Origin of the sequence: Streptomyces sp. NPDC050738 (assembly GCF_040654175.1) — a bacterium.
In the GTDB taxonomy this organism is placed as follows: Bacteria; Actinomycetota; Actinomycetes; order Streptomycetales; family Streptomycetaceae; genus Streptomyces.
In genome coordinates, this window is sequence record NZ_JBFAHN010000004.1 from 187,324 (window position 1) to 204,927 (window position 17,604).

Below are 17,604 nucleotides of genomic sequence, written 5' to 3' on the forward strand. Positions count from 1 at the left end.
TGCGCCGCAGGCACCCAGCCGCACCCAGCCGCACCCAGCCGCACCCAGCCCCCGCACCCCGATAGGGTCACCCCATGGGCAGCCACTCGCACACCCTTCCGACCCCCGGCACCACCGCAGGCCGCGAAGGCCTGGCCGCGATCCTCTCCGCGCCCCACCGGGCCGTCGTCGCCCTCGACTTCGACGGAACGCTCGCCGAGATCGTCCCCGACCCGGAGCAGGCCCGCGCCCACCCCGGCGCGGTCCCCGCGCTCGCAGCCCTCGCGCCCCGCGTGGCGTCCGTCGCCGTCGTCACCGGCCGGCCGGCCGGAGTCGCCGTACGGTACGGGGGCTTCGCGGGCGTCCCCGGCCTCGAACACCTCACCGTCCTCGGCCACTACGGCTCCGAGCGCTGGGACGCCGTCACCGGCACCGTGAGCACCCCCGCCCCCCACCCCGGCGTCGCCACCGCACGCGCCGAACTCCCCGGCGTACTCGAAGAGTTCGGGGCCTGGCGGGGCACCTGGATCGAGGAGAAGGGGCAGGCGCTCGCCGTCCACACCCGCCGCGCCTCCGATCCGCAGGCCGCCTTCGAGGCGCTGCGCGGCCCGCTCGGCGAGCTCGCCGCGCGGAACGGCCTGATCGTGGAGCCCGGCCGCATGGTCCTGGAGCTGCGGCCCCCCGGCATGGACAAGGGCGTGGCGCTGGAGGAGTACCTGACCGAAGTCGGCGCCGAAGCCGTCCTCTACGCGGGCGACGACCTCGGCGACCTCCCCGCCTTCGCCGCCGTCGAGAAGCTCCGCTCCGACGGCCTCCCGGGGCTCCTCGTCTGCAGCGGCAGCGCGGAAGTCCCCGAACTGGCCGACCGCGCCGACCTGTTGGTCCCCGGACCCGCCGCAGTCGTCGGCTTCCTCGCGTCCCTGGCGGAGGCGGTCGCAGGGGGCAGCTGACAGGGCCGTACGATCACACCCCTATGCGCCCCACACACGCCGTCCTCGCCGCCACCGCCCTGACCCTCACCGCCCTGCTCACCGCCTGCGGAGGCAGCGGCGGTTCGGGCGCATCGGGGTCCGGGTCCGGGTCCGGGTCGGGATCCGGCAGCTCGGACGACTACACCGTCACCGGCCTGCGCGACGACATCCGCTCCACCCCGCAGCGCTCCACCCGCGCGACCCGCCCGCACATGGTGAAGGAGTGCAGCGGCAGCCACACCCGGCGGGTCAAGCACACCTCGAAGAGCGGCAGCGGCAAGAAGCGCACGACCCGCACCTGGTACACCACCGAGACCGTCCAGGACTGCAAGCAGGTCCAGCACGGCACCGAGACGTACAACCGCGTGCTGCGCCAGGCCCGTTGGTGCGTGGAGCTCGACAACGTCAACGGCAACAGCAAGAAGGACGACGTCTGGTACGAGGTCGACTCCCCGACCTACTCCCAGGCCTCCGGCATCGACGAGGGCAAGAAGTTCACCTTCACCCCCCTCGCCACCGGCTGCCGCAAGAACTGACCCCAACTGACCCCAACTGACCCCAACTGATCCCGGCTAACCCCGCAGCGCCTCCAACTGCTCCAGGAACCACTGCTGCGGCGGCAGCGCGGTCGCCGCGACCGCCAGCCGCTTCGTCCGCTCCGCGCGCTCGCCCTCCGGCATGGACAGCGCCTCGTGCAGCGCGTCGGCCGTCCCCGAGACGTCGTACGGGTTCACGCTGATCGCGTCCTCGGCCAGCTCCTCCCACGCCCCCGCTTCCCGCGAGAGCACCAGCACGCACCCGTCGTCCGAGACGACAGGAACCTCCTTGGCCACCAGGTTCATGCCGTCCCTGATCGGGTTGACCAGCGCCACGTCCGCCAGCCGGTACGCGGCCAGCGACCGCGCGAAGTCGTCCTTGACGTGCAGCACCACCGGAGTCCAACCCGCCGTCCCGTAAGCCGAGTTGATCTGATCGGCGACCCGCTGCACCTCCGCCGTGTACTCCCGGTACACCGCCAGGTCCTGCCGCGACGGATACGCGAAGGCCACATGCACCACCCGCTCCCGCCACTCGGGCCGGGTATCGAGCAGCTCCCGGTACGCGTGCATCCCGCGCACGATGTTCTTCGACAGCTCGGTGCGGTCGACCCGCACGATCGCCTGCCGGCCGTCCCCGATCTGCTCCCGCAGAGCCGCCATCCGCTCCTCCACGTCCGCCTCCTGCGCGCGCGCACGCAGGAAGTCGGCGTCGGCCCCGAGCCCGTACACGGAGACCCGCGTGTCCCCCAGCCGCCCCTGCGCGCACCGCTCGAAGGCATCGGCCCACCGCCGCGTCAGGAAGCCGAGCCGGTCGGCCCCGAGCATCCCGTCGAGCAGCTCGTCGGCGATCGCGTCCGGCAGCATCCGGAAGTACTCGACCGGCGCCCACGGCGTGTGCGAGAAGTGCCCGATGCGCAGGTCGGGCCGGAGCGAGCGCAGCATCCCCGGCACCAGCGCCAGGTGATAGTCCTGCACCAGGACGGCCGCCCCCTCGCCCGCTTCCTGCGCCAGCGCCTCCGCGAAGGCGCGGTTGTACGTGCGGTACGCCTCCCACCGCTCCCGGAACTCCGCGTCGAAGACCGGCTCCAGCGGCGTCTGGTAGAGCATGTGGTGGACGAACCAGAGCACCGAGTTGGCGATGTCGTTGTACGCGGCCGTGTGCACATCCGGGTCGATGTCCAGCATCCGCACCCCGGGCTCGCCCACCCCGCGCCGTACCGCCTCCCGGTCGCCATCGCCGAGGGCCGCGCACACCCACAGTTTGTCGTCGACGGCGCTGAGCGCGGAGACCAGACCGCCGCCGCCCCGCTTGGCCTCGATCGTGCCGTCGTCACCGACTGCGTACGAAACCGGGCCGCGATTGGACGCGACGAGAACCTCAGGAGCACCGTGCGTGGAAGCCATACGGCCAAGCTAGCCCGCCCCGGACCCGTTCAAACGTACGGCCGGACCCCGTCAGGGATCCGGCCGTATGCAATGCCCTCAGGGGCGGGTCAGATGCAGGTCAGTCCTTGCGGCTGCGTACCGCCGCCAGGATCAGCGCGCCGAGCCCGCACAGGGTCGCCGCGAGCCCGCCGTACAGCAGGGTGTGCGAGTCGGAGCCGGTCTCTGCCAGCTCGGGGCCGGTCGGCTCCGGCTTCGGGCTCGCGCTCGGGGGCGTGGGACGGCCCTGGACCTTGCCCACGGTGAAGGTGAACGTGCACTTCGGGTCGGTGCTGCCCTCGGCGCAGATGCTGTTGGGGATCACCAGCTTGTACGTGGTCTTCTTGCCCGGGGTGTTCGGCACCTTGATGGTCAGGGGCACCTTGACCTCACTGTGCGGCGGGACGGTGACTTCCTTGACGCCGCCCTCCCCGTCGGGGACCTCGGCCTCGCGCGGGACCTCGTCCGGGTTGCGGATGATGATCGGGATGACGATGTTGCCGGGCGGCGGGTTCACGGGGAACTCGCCCGGGTCGACGATCAGCTGCGGCGGCTCGATGATCGGTGTGGTCGTCGCGCAGTGCGGGTCGGTCGAGCCCTCCTCGCAGTTGGAGCGGGGCGAGGTCACGTCGACATCGTTGAGCAGCTTGCCGTCACCGCTGATGGGGTCGTTGACCTTCACCGAGTACGTGATGGTCGCCGTCCGCCCGGCCGGGATGTTCCCGGTGTAGCTGAGCCTCGGCGCGTCGTAGGTGGCCTTGCCGATGGTCGCCTTCGCGTCGTTGTTGTACGTCGCGTCGTCCAGGCTCTGCGACAGATCGTCGGCGAACTTGGCGTTCGGGTACGGCAGCCGGGAGATGTTCTTCGCCTTGACCGTGTACGTCACGGTGTCCCCGGGCCGCACCGACTTCGGGCTGGACGTCTTGGTGACCTCCAGGTCCGGGACCGGGACGGACAGCGCGAACGCCGAGGGGACGTAGGTGTCGCCGCGGGTGCTGAAGCTCAGCGTGGTGGAGGTGGCGCCGACCGGGATGGGCTCGGTGCCCGCAGCCCGCCCGGAGCCCGACGTGACGTCGAACTCCTTCGCGTCGATGCTCAGGTTGTTGACCATCTTCGGGACGAGCGCGCCGTCGTCCTCGGAGATGAAGAAGTTGTTGGTGTTGCCGGTGTGGGACTCGGTGATGTTCTGGCCGCCGACGGCGAACCGGTCGCCCGCCGTGTTCCAGTCGCCCTCGTACGCGGTCACGCTCGCCCGCGGCTTTCCGGCGGTGCGGTAGAAGCCGTCGACGGTGACCGTGGTCGCCGGGGAGGTGGAGCGCTGCAGGACGTGGCCGCCGTAGACATAGATGTTGCGGCGGTCGGGGGCGTGCTGGGCGTTCGGGGCGTCGTACTTGTAGACGACGGTCATCGACCAGCCGGCCACACAGCCCTTGCCGGTGGGCGCCCAGATGTCGCCGACCGCGACGGGAATCGCCGCTCCGGTGCCGGTGATGCCGCTGAACAGGTTCGTGACGTCGGCTTCGCCCGTGTAGTAGTGCGGACCGTTGGTGGTGGCCGGGTCCCGCACCAGGTTCGCGGGGGTGACCTTGGTGGGGGCCGCGCCGTTCACGCCGGCCACGGGCACCGCGTCGAGGGGCTCGCCGGGCGAGGGCAGCACATTGGCGCCGGAGATGTCACAGCGCAGGAGCTGGGCGCCGCTGGGGCCGCGGTACGTACCGTCGTTGCCGCCGAAGAAGAGCCGGGCGTACGCGACCTTGGCGCCGTCGGGGATGACGACCCGGCCGGTGCTGGAGCCGAAGTCGGCCTCGGTACCGGCGGCGTTGATCCGCTCCATGACGAAGGTGTTGTTGTTGTCCCGGCCCTGGCCGTCCGCGGCGACGGCGCAGCGCGCGGCCATGTCGGCGGGGGTCGTGGGGCAGCCCATGACCGTGTTGCCGATGGTCTTGAAATCGCCGTAGAGGGATTCGTCGTAGCGCTTGGCGAACGGCGAGATCACGTCGGCGGAAGCGGGGGAGGCGGCCAGGCCCGTGAGCGCGGTGGCCGCGGTGGCCGAGGCGACGAGCGCCCCGGCGAAGCGAGTGGCCGCAGCGCGGAGCAGCGGCGTGCCTTTTGGTTGTCTATGCCACATAAAGGGGAATTTAGGCAGACAACATGATCGTCGACGGCTACGCCACGCGACGCTCCGCATACTCACTGATCTGGCCCATGGGCGGCCGCTCCTCCGTGTCCACCGCATGGGTGCGCGGCTCGAATCCCTGCTCCCCGCGTTCGAACTGGGTGAGCACGGGCCGCACCAGATGCCCGCGCGAGAGCCGCAGCTGCGCCGTGCGGTAGATCGAGGCGGCCATCCGCCCGAGCGCCTGCCCGTCCTGGTGGCGGTGTTTGCGTACGCCCACATCGACCTGGGCCAGCGCGTCCAGGCCCACGGTGTGCAGCGCGTCCACGAGCAGGCCGAGCTCGACGCCGTACCCGACGGGGAAGGGGAGCTGCTCCAGGAGCGAGCGGCGGGCCGCGTACTCACCGCCCAACGGCTGTACGAATCCGGCCAGTTGGGGCCAGTGCAGATTGAGCAGCGGGCGGGCCACCAGCTCCGTCACACGGCCGCCCTGCCCGGCAGCGTCTCCGAGCGGGCGGTCGTACATCGCCTTCACGAATGCCACGCCGGGGTCGGTGAGGAGCGGTCCCACGATCCCGGAGACGAAGTCCGCCGAGAACTCCTTGAGGTCGGCGTCGACGAAGCACACGATGTCCCCGGACGTCACGAGCAGCGAGCGCCAGAGCACCTCGCCCTTGCCGGGCAGGGCGGGTATCCGGGGCAGGATCGCGTCCCGGTGCACCACCCGTGCCCCGGCCGCCGCCGCGACCTCGGCCGTACGGTCCGTGGAGCCCGAGTCGATCACCACGAGCTCGTCGACGAGAGGGACGCCGAGCGGCGCCATCAGCTCGCGGCGGATGACGGAGACGATCTCGCCGACCGTCTCCTCCTCGTTCAGCGCGGGCAGCACGACGCTCACCGAAGTGCCGCGCTTCTCACGTTTGGCGGCCATCAGCTGGTCCAGCGGGCGGTCTGCGGCCGCCCAGGAACGCCTGCTCAGCCAGCGCTCCACCTCATCCAGCACGAGTCTGTCTCCTTGGCTGTGTATCTCGCGGTTCGGACGGGCCCTCTCCACGATCCGGGGGTTCGGTTACAGTCTTGAACAACGCGGATGACTGTCGCATGTCGGGGTCGCCGCGCTGACAAACACCCGGGCCCTTGGGCCCGTGGTCATAGCGCTCATCCAGAGGGACTGAGGGAACGGCCCGTTGAAGTCCCGGCAACCATCCCGCCGACCGCGAGGTCAGGTGGGGACGGTGCCAATTCCGTCTTGCGGCGAAGTGCGTCGTGAGGAAGATGAGGAGAAAGGGCCTCGCCATCATGGCTGTAGAAACAGTTGCAAGCGCCACGGAAACCCCCGCCGAGGTCGATCTCGGACCCGCAGCCGCGCTTTCCTGCCGCGAATGCTCCGCCCGCTTCCCGCTCGGCCCCAGCTTCGTGTGCGAAGAGTGTTTCGGGCCGCTCGAAGTGGCGTACAACCTCCCGAGCGGCGACCCCGAAGGTCTGCGCAAGCAGATCGAGGCGGGCCCGAACAACATCTGGCGTTACGCGCCCCTGCTGCCCGTCCCCGCCGACGTGGCCACCAAGCCGAACCTCGAGCCCGGCTTCACCAAGCTGATCAAGGCCGACCGGCTCGCCGCCGAGCTGGGCATCACCGGCGGCCTGTACGTCAAGGACGACTCCGGCAACCCGACGCACTCCTTCAAGGACCGCGTCGTGGCGATCGCCGTCGAGGCCGCCCGCGCCTTCGGCTTCACCACGCTCTCCTGCTCCTCCACCGGCAACCTGGCGGGCGCTGTCGGCGCCGCCGCGGTCCGGGCCGGCCTGAAGTCCTGCGTCTTCATCCCGCACGACCTGGAGCCCGCGAAGATCATCACCGCGGCCGTGTACGGCGGCGAGCTGGTCGGCATCGAGGGCAACTACGACGACGTCAACCGCTTCTGCTCGGAACTCATCGGCGACCCGGCCGGCGAGGGCTGGGGCTTCACCAACATCAACCTGCGCCCGTACTACGGCGAGGGCTCGAAGACGCTCGCGTACGAGATCTGCGAGCAGCTCGGCTGGCGGCTCCCGGACAACCTGATCATCCCGATCGGCTCCGGCTCCCAGCTGACGAAGATCGACAAGGGGCTGCAGGAGCTGATCAAGCTCGGCCTCGTCGAGGACAAGCCGTACAAGATCTACGGCGCCCAGGCCAAGGGCTGCGACCCGGTCTCCTCCGCGTACAAGGCGGGCCACGACGTGATCCGCCCCGTGAAGCCGGACACCATCGCCAAGTCGATCGCGATCGGGAACCCGGCCGACGGCCCGTACGTCATCGACATCGCCCGCCGCACGGGCGGTGCGGTCGAGGACGTCACCGACCCCGAGATCGTCGAAGCGATCAAGCTCCTCGCGCGCACCGAGGGTGTCTTCGCGGAGACGGCGGGCGGCACCACCTTCGCCGTCCTGCGCAAGCTGCTCGAAGCGGGTGTGATCGACCCGTCCGAGGAGACGGTCGCCATCAACACGGGCGACGGCCTCAAGACCCTGGACGGACTCTCCGACTCCACGGGTCTCTCCGCCACCATCCGCCCCACCCTGGATTCCTTCCGAGAGGCTGGCCTCGTATGAGCGTCAAGGTCCGTATTCCGACCATTCTCCGTACGTACACCGGCGGCCAGGCCGAGGTCCCGGCGGAGGGCGCGACCCTCGCCGAGGTCATCGCCGACCTGGAGAAGAACCACACGGGCATCGCGGCCCGCGTCCTGGACGACCAGGGCAAGCTGCGCCGCTTCGTGAACGTGTACGTGAACGACGACGACGTCCGCTTCGAGGGCGGCCTGGAGGCCGTCACTCCGGACGGCGCCGGCGTCTCGATCATCCCGGCGGTCGCGGGCGGCTGATCGCCCCTGCCGTTGGATCCCCGCCGCTGGATCCCCAACACACCTCTGCGTGACAGCCGTTGCCCTCTCCGCGATAGAAGCGGAGGGGGCAATTCTGCAGGGTTAAGGGAGGTACAGTTGGGGCAGCCCCCTTCGTCGCCCGTGCCAGGTGCATATGAGATCGCGACAAGGTGAGGGCAATGTGTTCGAGTCTTTCGCGCCGTAAGTGCCCTTTGCCTGGCCCGAGTTGACCCGAGATCTGTTGAAATCCCCCGATTCTTCCGTTCGGCTGTGCACAGAATTCTCGTCCGATTGACCTGTTGCAGACGGCAGTTGGGCAGATACATTCAGCCGCGGTCGACGCGTTACGGCGCAAGGTCTGACCCGGGTCCGCGAAGTGCGGGTCCTGTGTAAGGGCCAGTAATAGGGGAGTTAGGCATGGCTCAGGGCACCGTCAAATGGTTCAACGCGGAGAAGGGGTACGGCTTCATCGCGGTCGACGGTGGTGCGGATGTTTTCGTCCACTACAGCGCCATCCAGATGGACGGTTACCGCACCCTTGAAGAAGGTCAGCGAGTGGAGTTCGAGATCTCGCAGGGCCAGAAGGGTCCGCAGGCGGACATGGTCAAGCTCGCCGTCTGATCCCGGCGCGACCGACCAGCGACGCACTCACGCCGAGGGGCCCGCATCCCACTGGGATGCGGGCCCCTCGTGCATCCCCTGTGAGCAGGGAATACGTAAGACCCGCTTGCACTCGCATGGGTCGAGTGCTAATCATTGGCGTTAGCACTCTCCAGGTGAGAGTGACAGACTGCACCACTTAAAAACGTGGATCGGGTCAGTGAGGCTCGCAGTTCTGGTGGGGCAAGGAACCACCTGGGCAGCAGCCGTCCGTCGCGGGCACCGGCGCGATCCTGAAGAACGCCACCCCTGTCCGGGAGGACCACTTCACATGGCCAAGATCATCGCGTTCGACGAGGAGGCCCGGCGCGGTCTCGAGCGCGGCATGAACCAGCTCGCCGACGCCGTCAAGGTGACCCTCGGTCCCAAGGGCCGCAACGTCGTCCTTGAGAAGAAGTGGGGCGCCCCCACGATCACCAACGATGGTGTCTCCATCGCCAAGGAGATCGAGCTCGAGGACCCGTACGAGAAGATCGGCGCCGAGCTGGTCAAGGAAGTCGCCAAGAAGACGGACGACGTCGCCGGCGACGGTACGACCACCGCCACCGTTCTCGCCCAGGCGCTCGTGCGTGAGGGCCTGCGCAACGTAGCCGCCGGTGCCAACCCGATGGCCCTCAAGCGTGGCATCGAGAAGGCCGTCGAGGCCGTCTCCGCCGCTCTCCTTGAGCAGGCCAAGGACGTGGAGACCAAGGAGCAGATCGCTTCGACCGCCTCCATCTCCGCCGCCGACACCCAGATCGGCGAGCTCATCGCCGAGGCGATGGACAAGGTCGGCAAGGAAGGCGTCATCACGGTCGAGGAGTCGCAGACCTTCGGCCTTGAGCTTGAGCTCACCGAGGGCATGCGCTTCGACAAGGGCTACATCTCGGCGTACTTCGCCACCGACATGGAGCGCATGGAGTCGTCGCTCGACGACCCGTACATCCTGATCGTCAACTCCAAGATCGGCAACGTGAAGGACCTCCTTCCGCTGCTCGAGAAGGTCATGCAGTCGGGCAAGCCCCTGCTGATCATCGCGGAGGACGTCGAGGGCGAGGCTCTGTCGACGCTGGTCGTCAACAAGATCCGCGGCACGTTCAAGTCCGTCGCCGTCAAGGCCCCGGGCTTCGGCGACCGCCGCAAGGCCATGCTGAACGACATCGCCATCCTCACGGGCGGCACGGTCATCTCCGAGGAGGTCGGCCTCAAGCTCGAGAACGCGGGCCTGGACCTGCTCGGCCGCGCCCGCAAGGTCGTCATCACCAAGGACGAGACGACGATCGTCGACGGTTCGGGCGAGTCCGACCAGGTCGCCGGCCGCGTCAACCAGATCCGCGCCGAGATCGAGAACAGCGACTCGGACTACGACCGCGAGAAGCTCCAGGAGCGCCTGGCGAAGCTCGCGGGCGGCGTGGCCGTCATCAAGGCCGGCGCCGCGACGGAGGTTGAGCTCAAGGAGCGCAAGCACCGTATCGAGGACGCCGTCCGCAACGCCAAGGCGGCCGTCGAAGAGGGCATCGTCGCCGGTGGCGGCGTCGCGCTCCTCCAGGCCTCCGCGGTCTTCGAGAAGCTCGAGCTCGAAGGCGACGAGGCGACCGGCGCCAACGCGGTCAAGCTCGCGCTGGAGGCCCCGCTCAAGCAGATCGCCGTCAACGGTGGTCTTGAGGGTGGCGTCATCGTCGAGAAGGTCCGCAACCTGCCGATCGGTCACGGCCTCAACGCCGCGACCGGCGAGTACGTGGACATGATCGCCGAAGGCATCATCGACCCGGCGAAGGTCACGCGCTCTGCCCTGCAGAACGCCGCGTCCATCGCCGCGCTGTTCCTCACCACCGAGGCAGTCATCGCCGACAAGCCGGAGAAGGCGTCCGCGCCGGCCGGTGGCGGTATGCCGGGCGGTGACATGGACTTCTGATCCCCTCCTGAGGCGGATCGGTAGTACATAGCTGTACGCGAACGAGGGCGGCACCCCTGGAAACGGGGGTGCCGCCCTTCGTCGTATCCGGGAATGCCGCACTCCGCGAGACGGTTGAGGTTGATGCATACGCACATATCTCAGCGCCCCCGCCGCAAGGAGCCCCCACGTGACAGTCGTAGCCGCAGACCGCGCCGCACAGATACTGGGCCGCCCGGTCCAGCTCAACGGCCTCACCGTCCCGAACCGCATCGTGATGGCCCCCATGACCCGGATGTTCTCCCCGGGCGGCATCCCGACGGACGACGTGATCTCGTACTACGCGCGCCGTGCGGCCGCGGGCGTCGGCCTGATCGTCACCGAGGGCACCTACGTCGGACACGACTCGGCGGGCCAGAGCGACAGCGTCCCCCGCTTCCACGGCGAGGAGCAGCTCGCGGGCTGGAAGAAGGTCGCGGACGCGGTGCACGCGGCGGGCGGCACGATCATGCCCCAGCTGTGGCACATCGGCATGGTCCGCGAAGCCGGACAGCCCCCCTTCGCGGACGCCCCGCCGGTCGGCCCCTCGGGCATCACCGGAGCGGGCGCCGAGGTCACCGGCAAGGCGATGACGCAGCAGGACCTGGACGACGTCGTCGCGGCCTTCGCGCAGGCGGCGGCCGACGCGGAGCGCATCGGCTTCGACGGGGTCGAACTGCACGGCGCGCACGGCTACTTGCTCGACCAGTTCTTCTGGGAGGGCACCAACGTCCGTACGGACGAGTATGGCGGCGACCTGCCGGCCCGTACGAAGTTCGCGGTGGAGATCGTGGCCGCGGTCCGCGCGGCGGTCTCGCCCGACTTCCCGATCCTCTTCCGCTACTCGCAGTGGAAGCAGCAGGACTACACGGCCCGCATGGCCGAGACCCCCGAGGAGCTCGCGGACTTCCTGACCCCGCTCTCCGACGCGGGCGTCGACGTCTTCCACGCCTCCACGCGCCGCTACTGGCTCCCGGAGTTCGAGGGCTCGGACCTCAACCTGGCGGGCTGGACGAAGAAGCTCACCGGCAAGCCCACGATCACGGTCGGCTCGGTGGGCCTCGACGGCGAGTTCCTCGCCGCGTTCGCGGGCAAGGGCTCGGAGGCGAAGGGCATCGACGATCTCCTGGACCGCCTGGAGAGCGACGAGTTCGACATGGTCGCGGTGGGGCGTGCGCTGCTCCAGGACCCGGAGTGGGCGCAGAAGGTGCTTGAGGGGCGTACGTCGGAGCTGAAGGCGTACGACGCGGCGGCGATCAAGTCGCTGAGCTGAGCGGTTGGTTGGCGGCCGGGTAAGCAGACGAGGGCGGCATCCCCGCACGGTGGGGGTGCCGCCCTCGGGCGTCAGCCTGCGAACTGCTTCAGCTCCTCGGTATCGAGAGTGATGCCCACGGGCGCGGGCAGCTCGACGGCCTCGCCGAAGGGATACGACGGGCGCTGTTGGTACGCCCCGCCCTTCGGGTCGCTGAAAACCGTGACGGTGTCGTCGTCGCGGTCAATCAGGAGGTAGACGGGGATGCCGGCGGCGGCGTAGCCGATGGGCTTGTCGATGCGATCGCGCTGGTTGGTGTCGGCGTCGCTGGAGGTGATCTCGACAGCCATGAGGATGCCGTCGGTGTCGGACCACTCGTGGTGCGCGGTGAAGTGGCCCAGGGGAGCGAGCACCGCGTCTGTACGAGCACGGCCCTTGCGATAGGCCTCCGCCTTGACGCCCCGCTCGGGCATGAGGTTCAGCTCCGGTCGCTGTTGCATACACTGCCGGATCAGCCACATGAGCATCTCACCGTGGGCACCGTCGGGCATTGCCTTGACCTCGAGCCTTCCGTTGATGAATTCGAGCCGCACCGTTTCCGGAGCGTGGTGTGCGATCTGCTCGAAGTCCTCGACGGACATCTGGGCGTGCTCAGCGGTGCTGGGGGTCATGGCGTCGCCTCCTCCCCTACATCGTGCCCCGCTTTTGGCGCGAGTGAGCTGCACGGTCATGTTCGTGTCCCTTCGGTCGTGCGGACGGCTGCTGCCGCGCGGGCCTGGGTCGCGTAGGCGTGGACTGCTGCGGCGGGGAGGGGCGCGGTGGCGGGCGGGGGCGGCTGCTCGCCCCGGCACGGGGCGCACTCGCCGCCCGGGAGGGCCTCTGGGCGGGCGGGGGTGCCGCACTTGGCGCACTCCAGGACGCGGAGGACGCGGGGCGTGCTGGGAGCGCTGGGAGCGGCTGGGCGCTCGGGTGGGAGCTGGTCGGTGAGGCGGCGGCGTACGAGACCGGCCGCGCGGTGCACTACGGCGGGGAGGCCCGCCACCAGGGCGCGCAGGATCTCCGCTTCCGTCGCGCCGTGCGCGAACCAGCGGTCGGCCAGGGGTTCGAGATCGTGGCAGTCGCGGGCCGAGAGGGAGAGGCTGGGCGCGGACCGGCCGAGGGCGGCGAGGAGGATGAAGGCGCGGCTGCGGGTGGGGTGTTGCGGGGATTTGGGCTGGTCGCCGGTGGCGAAGACGGCCCACCAGGCGTCGTCGCGCGGGGTCCGCGAGAACCAGGTGCGGGTCACCCAACGTGCGCTGCCGCTTCCGGCGATGTGCTCGCGGCCCCGGCGCAGATGTCCGGCGCGCTGGATGGTGTTGAGGGCGGTCCGCAGGGCGCACTGGCCGTAGGGGAGGTGCTTGGCCAGGGTCTTCACGGAGATGTCCGCACCGTCGGGGAGCCGGTCGACGTAGGCGGCGATCGCGGCTTCGCGGGCGGGGAGGTGCGCGAAGTCGGTTGCTTCGCGGGCGAGTTGGTCCGGCGCGGAGCGCTTGCCGTACCCCGGGTTGGCGAGGGGGTGGGGTGAAGCGTGCGCGGGGGAGGGGGCAGCACTAAAGTTGGCAGCAGCCATTGGGATCCTCGGCAGTCAAGGTCTCGGTGGTCAGACCCCCGTTCGGTGTTGGTAGCACCGGCGGGGGTTGATTTTGTTCGCTATTCGGGCACGTTAGACCGTCGCAACGCTGCGTGGCAAGCCGATCGCGGAAAGTCAACAACCGGGGAGGGTGGGCGGGTTGAGACCCTCCACCCGTTCCTTGTTAAGAGCGCTCGGGGCGCGGGGCTTGAGCCTCGGGGGCCGCTGCCGATGCGTTCTCGGTCGCCGCCCAGGCGGAGAGCAGGCGCAGCGCGTCGTGGGCGGGCGTGCCGGGCTCCGCGCTGTACGCGGTGAGCGTGAGGTCGGGCTGGGCGGGGAGGGCCATCGCGTCGAAGTCGAGGAGGAGTTCGCCGACTTCGGGGTGGCGGAAGGGCTTGCTGCCGGTGTGGTGCAGGCGCACGTTGTGCTTCGCCCAGGCGGTTCGGAACTCGTCGCTGCGGGTGACCAACTCCCCGATGAGGGCAGTGAGTTCGGTGTCGTGTGGCGTGCGACCGGCCTCCGTACGGAGGAGTGAGACGGTGGTGTTGAGAGACGCGTCCCAGTCCGGGAAGAAGTCCCGCCCGGCGGGGTCCAGGAACTGGAAGCGGGCGATGTTCACGGGGCGGGGTCGGGGTGTGCCGGACGTGAACAGGGGCGCGTAGAGGGCGCGGCCGAGGCGGTTGATCGCGAGGATGTCGAGGCGTCCGTTGCGTACGAAGGCCGGGCTGTCCGTCATGGAGTCGAGGACGCGCTGGATGCTCGCGGGGATCGGCCCCCGGGGCCTCTTCGCGCGGCGGGCGGGGCGGGTGCGCTGGGCTGCGGCCAGGTCGTAGAGGTGGGCGCGCTCGGCGTCGTCGAGCTGGAGGGCGTTCGCGACGGCGTCCAGGACCTCCTCGGAGGCGCCTGCGAGGTGGCCGCGCTCCAGGCGGGCGTAGTAGTCGATGCTGACACCGGCCAGGAGGGCGACTTCCTCGCGGCGCAGTCCCGGGACGCGGCGATTCCCGCCGTACGCGGGCAGGCCGGCCTGCTGAGGCGTGATCTTCGCGCGGCGGCTGGCGAGGAACTCACGGATGTCGCGGGCAGTGTCCATACAGCCAGGCTAGGCGTGGTGCGGCGGGCGTGGGGTGTCCTGGGGTGTCCTGTCAGTACGTGTAACAGCAGTGCCTTCCGTGAGTGGGTGACCTGCGGTTTCCTCGATGGGGAGGGCGGTCGATCGATCCCCTCGCGCTGCCGGGCGGGCCCGTCTCGCAGAGAGTGGACCTGTCGGGGACGCACGAAAACCATCACAGGGAGTGAGCCACCACATGGCGAAGCAATCCGCACCCCGCGAGCTGGCCGAGATCGCGCCGAAGCTGGTCGAGGTCACCGACGAGGTCCTGTTCGGCGACATCTGGGAGCGCCCCGGCCTGTCGCCCCGGGACCGCAGCCTGGTCACCGTGAGCGTGCTGGCCGCGCTGTATCGCGGGGAGCAGCTGCCGTATCACCTGGGCAAGGCGCTGGAGAACGGCCTGAGCGTCGAGGAACTGTCCGAGGCGATCACGCACCTCGCCTTCTACGCGGGCTGGCCGAACGCGATGACCGCGATCACGCTGCTGAAGAAGATCGCCGACGAACGGCCTTCCGCCTGACCGGCCCGCCGACACGCCTGACCCATATCAAGGAAGCAGGAATCCCGCCGTGGAACACATCACCTCCACCCCCACCGCCAAGGCCCCGGCCGAGCGCTTCACCGGCGACGTCTACCTCAACCCGATCGAGGCGCCGTCCGACCCGGCCCGCCTGGCCGCCGCTCTGGTCCGCTTCACCCCCGGCGCCCGTACCAACTGGCACTCCCACGCAAAGGGCCAGACCCTCTACATCACCGACGGCGTCGGCCTGGTCGGCACCCGCGACGGGACGGTAGCGCTGGCGACCGCTGGGCAGACGGTCAAGTGCGGGGCCGGTGAGGAGCACTGGCACGGCGCCACCGACACCACGCTCATGGCCCACATCGCCATGCTGGTGGGCGACGAGACCAGCGACGGCACCACCTGGCTGGAGCCTGTCACCGACGAGCAGTACGCCACGGCGCTGAAGTCCGCCGGGCGCTGACCTACGACACTCACCCCATTCCCCTTCCCATTCCCATTCGAGGAGATCGGCGATGCACACACGGACGTTGGGCCAAGGCCTTACGGTCTCGGCGGTCGGCCTGGGCTGCATGGGCATGTCCCAGAGCTACGGCCCGAACCCCGGCAGCCGCGCGGACATGATCGGCGTACTGCGCGCGGCAGTTGACCGAGGGGTCACGTTCTTCGACACGGCCGAGGTCTACGGCCCGTACGTCAACGAGGAGCTCGTCGGCGAGGCGCTTGCCCCGGTCCGGGACCAGGTCGTGATCGCGACGAAGTTCGGCTGGGACATCAGGGAGGGGGACGGGAAGTCGGTCGGCCTCGACAGCCGCCCCGAGCAGATCAGGCGGGTGGCCGACGCCTCGCTGCGCCGGCTGCGTACGGACACCATCGACCTCTTCTACCAGCACCGGGTGGACCCCGATGTGCCCGTCGAGGAGGTCGCGGGCGCGGTGGGTGAGCTCGTACAGGCGGGAAAGGTACGCCACTTCGGCCTGTCGGAGGCGGCGGCGCCCACGATCCGGCGGGCGCATGCGGTGCACCCGGTGACCGCCGTGCAGAGCGAGTACTCGCTGTGGACCCGCGACCCCGAGCCGGAGGTCCTGCCGACGCTGGCCGAACTCGGCATCGGCTTCGTGCCGTTCAGCCCGCTGGGCAAGGGCTTCTTGACGGGGACGGTCGATGCGGCCACCTCCTTCAGCGAGGGAGACGTACGGACGTCGATCCCGCGCTTCAGCGAGGACAACCGCACGGCCAACCAGGCGCTGGTCGACCACGTCACCACGCTGGCCCGCGCGAAGGACGCCAAGGCCGGGCAGGTCGCGCTGGCCTGGCTGCTGGCGCAGCAGCCGTGGATCGTGCCGATTCCGGGTACGCGGCGGATTGAGCGGGTTGTGGAGAACGCGGGGGCGGCGGAAGTTGCGCTGTCTGCGGAGGAGTTGGCGGACCTCGACGCGGTGGCGGCACGGATCGGCGTGCACGGAGATCGCTACAACGAGACGCACATGGGCTACGTCGGTAGGTAGCCGCGGGGGATTCGGGGTACTCGGGAGTCCATGACTTCGACTTCGACAGTACTGGCCCAGACGGACCGCCCTGACGGGCCGCCGTGGCTTCCTGCCGTTTTCGTCGTGGTGGTGGCCGCCGTCATTGTCTATGTCCTCGTGTCCATGTGGAACGGGCGGAAACGCTGACCAACCGCATCACAAGGGGGAGTGAAGATGTCCGTAGTCATTGGGCTCTTGATGACAGCTGTGGGTGTAGCTGTAGTGGCCCTGAACAAGCGGTCTGCGCGGGGCGATCAGGCGAAATCGCGCATCGTATTCGGCAGGAGCGGGGGCAATGCGTCCCGGATATACAGTCGCGTCCTGTATATCGTCTGCGGATCGATTCTCGCTGTGGCGGGAGTGCTGACCGTATTCGGGGTCATCTGAGGGTTCTGCCCCGGGGGTGATGGGCTTCGGGCCGGGGGCGCCCTGCGGGTTTCGTTTCGCGCCTTCGGCGCAAGGAAGCTGGCTACGGCGAACAGGTGGGGGGCGTGCGCCGGTTGTCGGTCGCGCGGCTCGGCTCGTTGTTGGTGTTTCGGGATGTACGACGCTGCGCGTCGTAGGCCGAGTCCTGGGGGCTCGTCCCGCTGGCTGCTGCCGCGACGGGGCTGGGGTTTCGTGGAGACCGCGCTGCTCCTGCGGACCGGTGGGACTGGTGGGTTCGGCTGCGGGGCACTTCGGCGGGGCGGTTGGCGTCACAGCGTCCGGGGTGGAGCTCCGCTCCCCGCGCCGGGGGTGCCCCTTAGGTGACCCAGTTGAGCCCTCAACCATCCGGTCCCCGGGGTGCAGGGCTGTGACCTGCAACGATGCCTGTGTGTCGTGTGTTCGTCGGGCGTGGGGTGGGTGTGTGTTCAGTTAGGGGCGCGAATCGCTCCCCGGGAGTCCGGTCCGCCGTCCCGCATCCGCCGGGCAGGCCCGCGCCACGTGCTCAGCGGGTGCGGTGGTTCGCCCGCCCCGCCCCGGTGCGGGTCGCGGACCGGGTCACCGGCCCGGCCCCCGGCGGGTGTGGTTCGGCCACGGGCTGACCGCACCCCGGTGGATGCTCTCCTCTATGCGGCCAGGACCCTCTGCCGACCGATAACCCGCCAAGTTTTTGCGGTGGAGGGGCGGTGTCAAGGGTGGC

At 69.6% G+C, this 17,604-nt stretch carries 16 protein-coding genes and 1 riboswitch; of the genes, 10 read left to right on the forward strand and 6 right to left on the reverse strand.

What is annotated here, in order from left to right:
- Nucleotides 1-74: 74 nt before the first annotated feature.
- Together otsB and AB0H78_RS12545 are read left to right on the forward strand one after the other, a co-directional pair.
- Nucleotides 75-929 carry a trehalose-phosphatase gene (gene otsB, locus AB0H78_RS12540; protein WP_363234318.1) on the forward strand — a complete coding sequence of 285 codons (855 nt, stop codon included), beginning with the start codon at nucleotides 75-77 and terminating at the stop codon, nucleotides 927-929.
- A gap of 23 nt (nucleotides 930-952) precedes the next feature.
- Nucleotides 953-1,486 (forward strand): hypothetical protein, encoded by a 534-nt coding sequence (locus AB0H78_RS12545; RefSeq protein ID WP_363234319.1) that lies wholly within the window; start codon nucleotides 953-955, stop codon nucleotides 1,484-1,486.
- Between the two features lie 36 nt (nucleotides 1,487-1,522).
- Here the strand turns inward: AB0H78_RS12545 and AB0H78_RS12550 are convergent, their stop codons facing one another.
- The 3 genes from AB0H78_RS12550 to AB0H78_RS12560 all read right to left on the reverse strand — a co-directional run bounded on the left by AB0H78_RS12550 (nucleotide 1,523) and on the right by AB0H78_RS12560 (nucleotide 6,030).
- On the reverse strand, nucleotides 1,523-2,893 hold the full coding sequence (locus tag AB0H78_RS12550; protein WP_363234320.1) for a trehalose-6-phosphate synthase: 1,371 nt from the start codon (nucleotides 2,891-2,893) through the stop codon (nucleotides 1,523-1,525).
- A 100-nt stretch (nucleotides 2,894-2,993) separates the two neighbouring features.
- Nucleotides 2,994-5,039: a hypothetical protein gene (locus AB0H78_RS12555; protein ID WP_363234321.1), complete on the reverse strand. Its 2,046-nt coding sequence runs from the start codon at nucleotides 5,037-5,039 to the stop codon at nucleotides 2,994-2,996.
- Nucleotides 5,040-5,076: 37 nt separating this feature from the next.
- Nucleotides 5,077-6,030, reverse strand: coding sequence for a glucosyl-3-phosphoglycerate synthase (locus AB0H78_RS12560; protein ID WP_363234322.1), 954 nt, complete (start codon nucleotides 6,028-6,030; stop codon nucleotides 5,077-5,079).
- A gap of 152 nt (nucleotides 6,031-6,182) precedes the next feature.
- A riboswitch (SAM riboswitch) is annotated at nucleotides 6,183-6,309 on the forward strand.
- 17 nt (nucleotides 6,310-6,326) lie between these two features.
- Between AB0H78_RS12560 and thrC the strand changes: the two genes are divergently transcribed.
- From thrC to AB0H78_RS12585, 5 genes are all read left to right on the forward strand, one after another.
- Nucleotides 6,327-7,619, forward strand: coding sequence for a threonine synthase (gene thrC / locus AB0H78_RS12565; RefSeq protein ID WP_363234323.1), 1,293 nt, complete (start codon nucleotides 6,327-6,329; stop codon nucleotides 7,617-7,619).
- Nucleotides 7,616-7,891, forward strand: a complete 276-nt coding sequence (locus AB0H78_RS12570; protein WP_363234324.1) for a MoaD/ThiS family protein — start codon at nucleotides 7,616-7,618, stop codon at nucleotides 7,889-7,891. The genes thrC and AB0H78_RS12570 overlap by 4 nt, the downstream gene beginning before the upstream one ends.
- A gap of 417 nt (nucleotides 7,892-8,308) precedes the next feature.
- Nucleotides 8,309-8,512: a cold-shock protein gene (locus tag AB0H78_RS12575; RefSeq protein WP_005315736.1), complete on the forward strand. Its 204-nt coding sequence runs from the start codon at nucleotides 8,309-8,311 to the stop codon at nucleotides 8,510-8,512.
- A gap of 310 nt (nucleotides 8,513-8,822) precedes the next feature.
- Nucleotides 8,823-10,445, forward strand: a complete 1,623-nt coding sequence (gene groL / locus AB0H78_RS12580) for a chaperonin GroEL (RefSeq protein WP_329120805.1) — start codon at nucleotides 8,823-8,825, stop codon at nucleotides 10,443-10,445.
- A 169-nt stretch (nucleotides 10,446-10,614) separates the two neighbouring features.
- On the forward strand, nucleotides 10,615-11,736 hold the full coding sequence (locus AB0H78_RS12585; RefSeq protein ID WP_363234325.1) for an NADH:flavin oxidoreductase: 1,122 nt from the start codon (nucleotides 10,615-10,617) through the stop codon (nucleotides 11,734-11,736).
- Nucleotides 11,737-11,807: 71 nt separating this feature from the next.
- On the opposite strand, the gene AB0H78_RS12590 is transcribed toward AB0H78_RS12585, so the two are convergent.
- The 3 genes from AB0H78_RS12590 to AB0H78_RS12600 form a co-directional block, all read right to left on the reverse strand.
- Nucleotides 11,808-12,386: a Uma2 family endonuclease gene (locus AB0H78_RS12590; protein ID WP_363234326.1), complete on the reverse strand. Its 579-nt coding sequence runs from the start codon at nucleotides 12,384-12,386 to the stop codon at nucleotides 11,808-11,810.
- A 56-nt stretch (nucleotides 12,387-12,442) separates the two neighbouring features.
- Nucleotides 12,443-13,324 carry a hypothetical protein gene (locus AB0H78_RS12595; protein WP_363234327.1) on the reverse strand — a complete coding sequence of 294 codons (882 nt, stop codon included), beginning with the start codon at nucleotides 13,322-13,324 and terminating at the stop codon, nucleotides 12,443-12,445.
- A gap of 184 nt (nucleotides 13,325-13,508) precedes the next feature.
- Nucleotides 13,509-14,414 (reverse strand): helix-turn-helix transcriptional regulator, encoded by a 906-nt coding sequence (locus tag AB0H78_RS12600; protein ID WP_363234328.1) that lies wholly within the window; start codon nucleotides 14,412-14,414, stop codon nucleotides 13,509-13,511.
- A gap of 214 nt (nucleotides 14,415-14,628) precedes the next feature.
- Here AB0H78_RS12600 and AB0H78_RS12605 point away from each other — a divergent pair, with 214 nt between their 5' ends.
- Genes AB0H78_RS12605 through AB0H78_RS12615 form a run of 3 tightly spaced genes read left to right on the forward strand, consistent with a single transcriptional unit; the run spans nucleotide 14,629 to nucleotide 16,460 of the window.
- The gene (locus tag AB0H78_RS12605; RefSeq protein ID WP_363234329.1) at nucleotides 14,629-14,952 is read left to right on the forward strand and encodes a carboxymuconolactone decarboxylase family protein; all 324 of its coding nucleotides are present in this window, start codon (nucleotides 14,629-14,631) and stop codon (nucleotides 14,950-14,952) included.
- Nucleotides 14,953-15,001: 49 nt separating this feature from the next.
- A complete protein-coding gene (locus tag AB0H78_RS12610; RefSeq protein WP_363234330.1) occupies nucleotides 15,002-15,415 on the forward strand; it encodes a cupin domain-containing protein in 414 nt (137 codons plus the stop codon).
- 52 nt (nucleotides 15,416-15,467) lie between these two features.
- A complete protein-coding gene (locus tag AB0H78_RS12615) occupies nucleotides 15,468-16,460 on the forward strand; it encodes an aldo/keto reductase (protein ID WP_363234331.1) in 993 nt (330 codons plus the stop codon).
- Nucleotides 16,461-17,604: the final 1,144 nt, after the last annotated feature.

Bases quoted from the DNA above. Each gene is read 5' to 3' on its own strand.
- otsB (WP_363234318.1), top strand. From the start codon at position 75: ATGGGCAGCCACTCGCACACCCTTCCGACCCCCGGCACCACCGCAGGC.
- AB0H78_RS12545 (WP_363234319.1), top strand. From the start codon at position 953: ATGCGCCCCACACACGCCGTCCTCGCCGCCACCGCCCTGACCCTCACC.
- AB0H78_RS12550 (WP_363234320.1), bottom strand. From the start codon at position 2,893: ATGGCTTCCACGCACGGTGCTCCTGAGGTTCTCGTCGCGTCCAATCGC.
- AB0H78_RS12555 (WP_363234321.1), bottom strand. From the start codon at position 5,039: ATGTGGCATAGACAACCAAAAGGCACGCCGCTGCTCCGCGCTGCGGCC.
- thrC (WP_363234323.1), top strand. From the start codon at position 6,327: ATGGCTGTAGAAACAGTTGCAAGCGCCACGGAAACCCCCGCCGAGGTC.
- AB0H78_RS12570 (WP_363234324.1), top strand. From the start codon at position 7,616: ATGAGCGTCAAGGTCCGTATTCCGACCATTCTCCGTACGTACACCGGC.
- AB0H78_RS12575 (WP_005315736.1), top strand. From the start codon at position 8,309: ATGGCTCAGGGCACCGTCAAATGGTTCAACGCGGAGAAGGGGTACGGC.
- groL (WP_329120805.1), top strand. From the start codon at position 8,823: ATGGCCAAGATCATCGCGTTCGACGAGGAGGCCCGGCGCGGTCTCGAG.
- AB0H78_RS12590 (WP_363234326.1), bottom strand. From the start codon at position 12,386: ATGACCCCCAGCACCGCTGAGCACGCCCAGATGTCCGTCGAGGACTTC.
- AB0H78_RS12595 (WP_363234327.1), bottom strand. From the start codon at position 13,324: ATGGCTGCTGCCAACTTTAGTGCTGCCCCCTCCCCCGCGCACGCTTCA.
- AB0H78_RS12600 (WP_363234328.1), bottom strand. From the start codon at position 14,414: ATGGACACTGCCCGCGACATCCGTGAGTTCCTCGCCAGCCGCCGCGCG.
- AB0H78_RS12605 (WP_363234329.1), top strand. From the start codon at position 14,629: ATGGCGAAGCAATCCGCACCCCGCGAGCTGGCCGAGATCGCGCCGAAG.
- AB0H78_RS12615 (WP_363234331.1), top strand. From the start codon at position 15,468: ATGCACACACGGACGTTGGGCCAAGGCCTTACGGTCTCGGCGGTCGGC.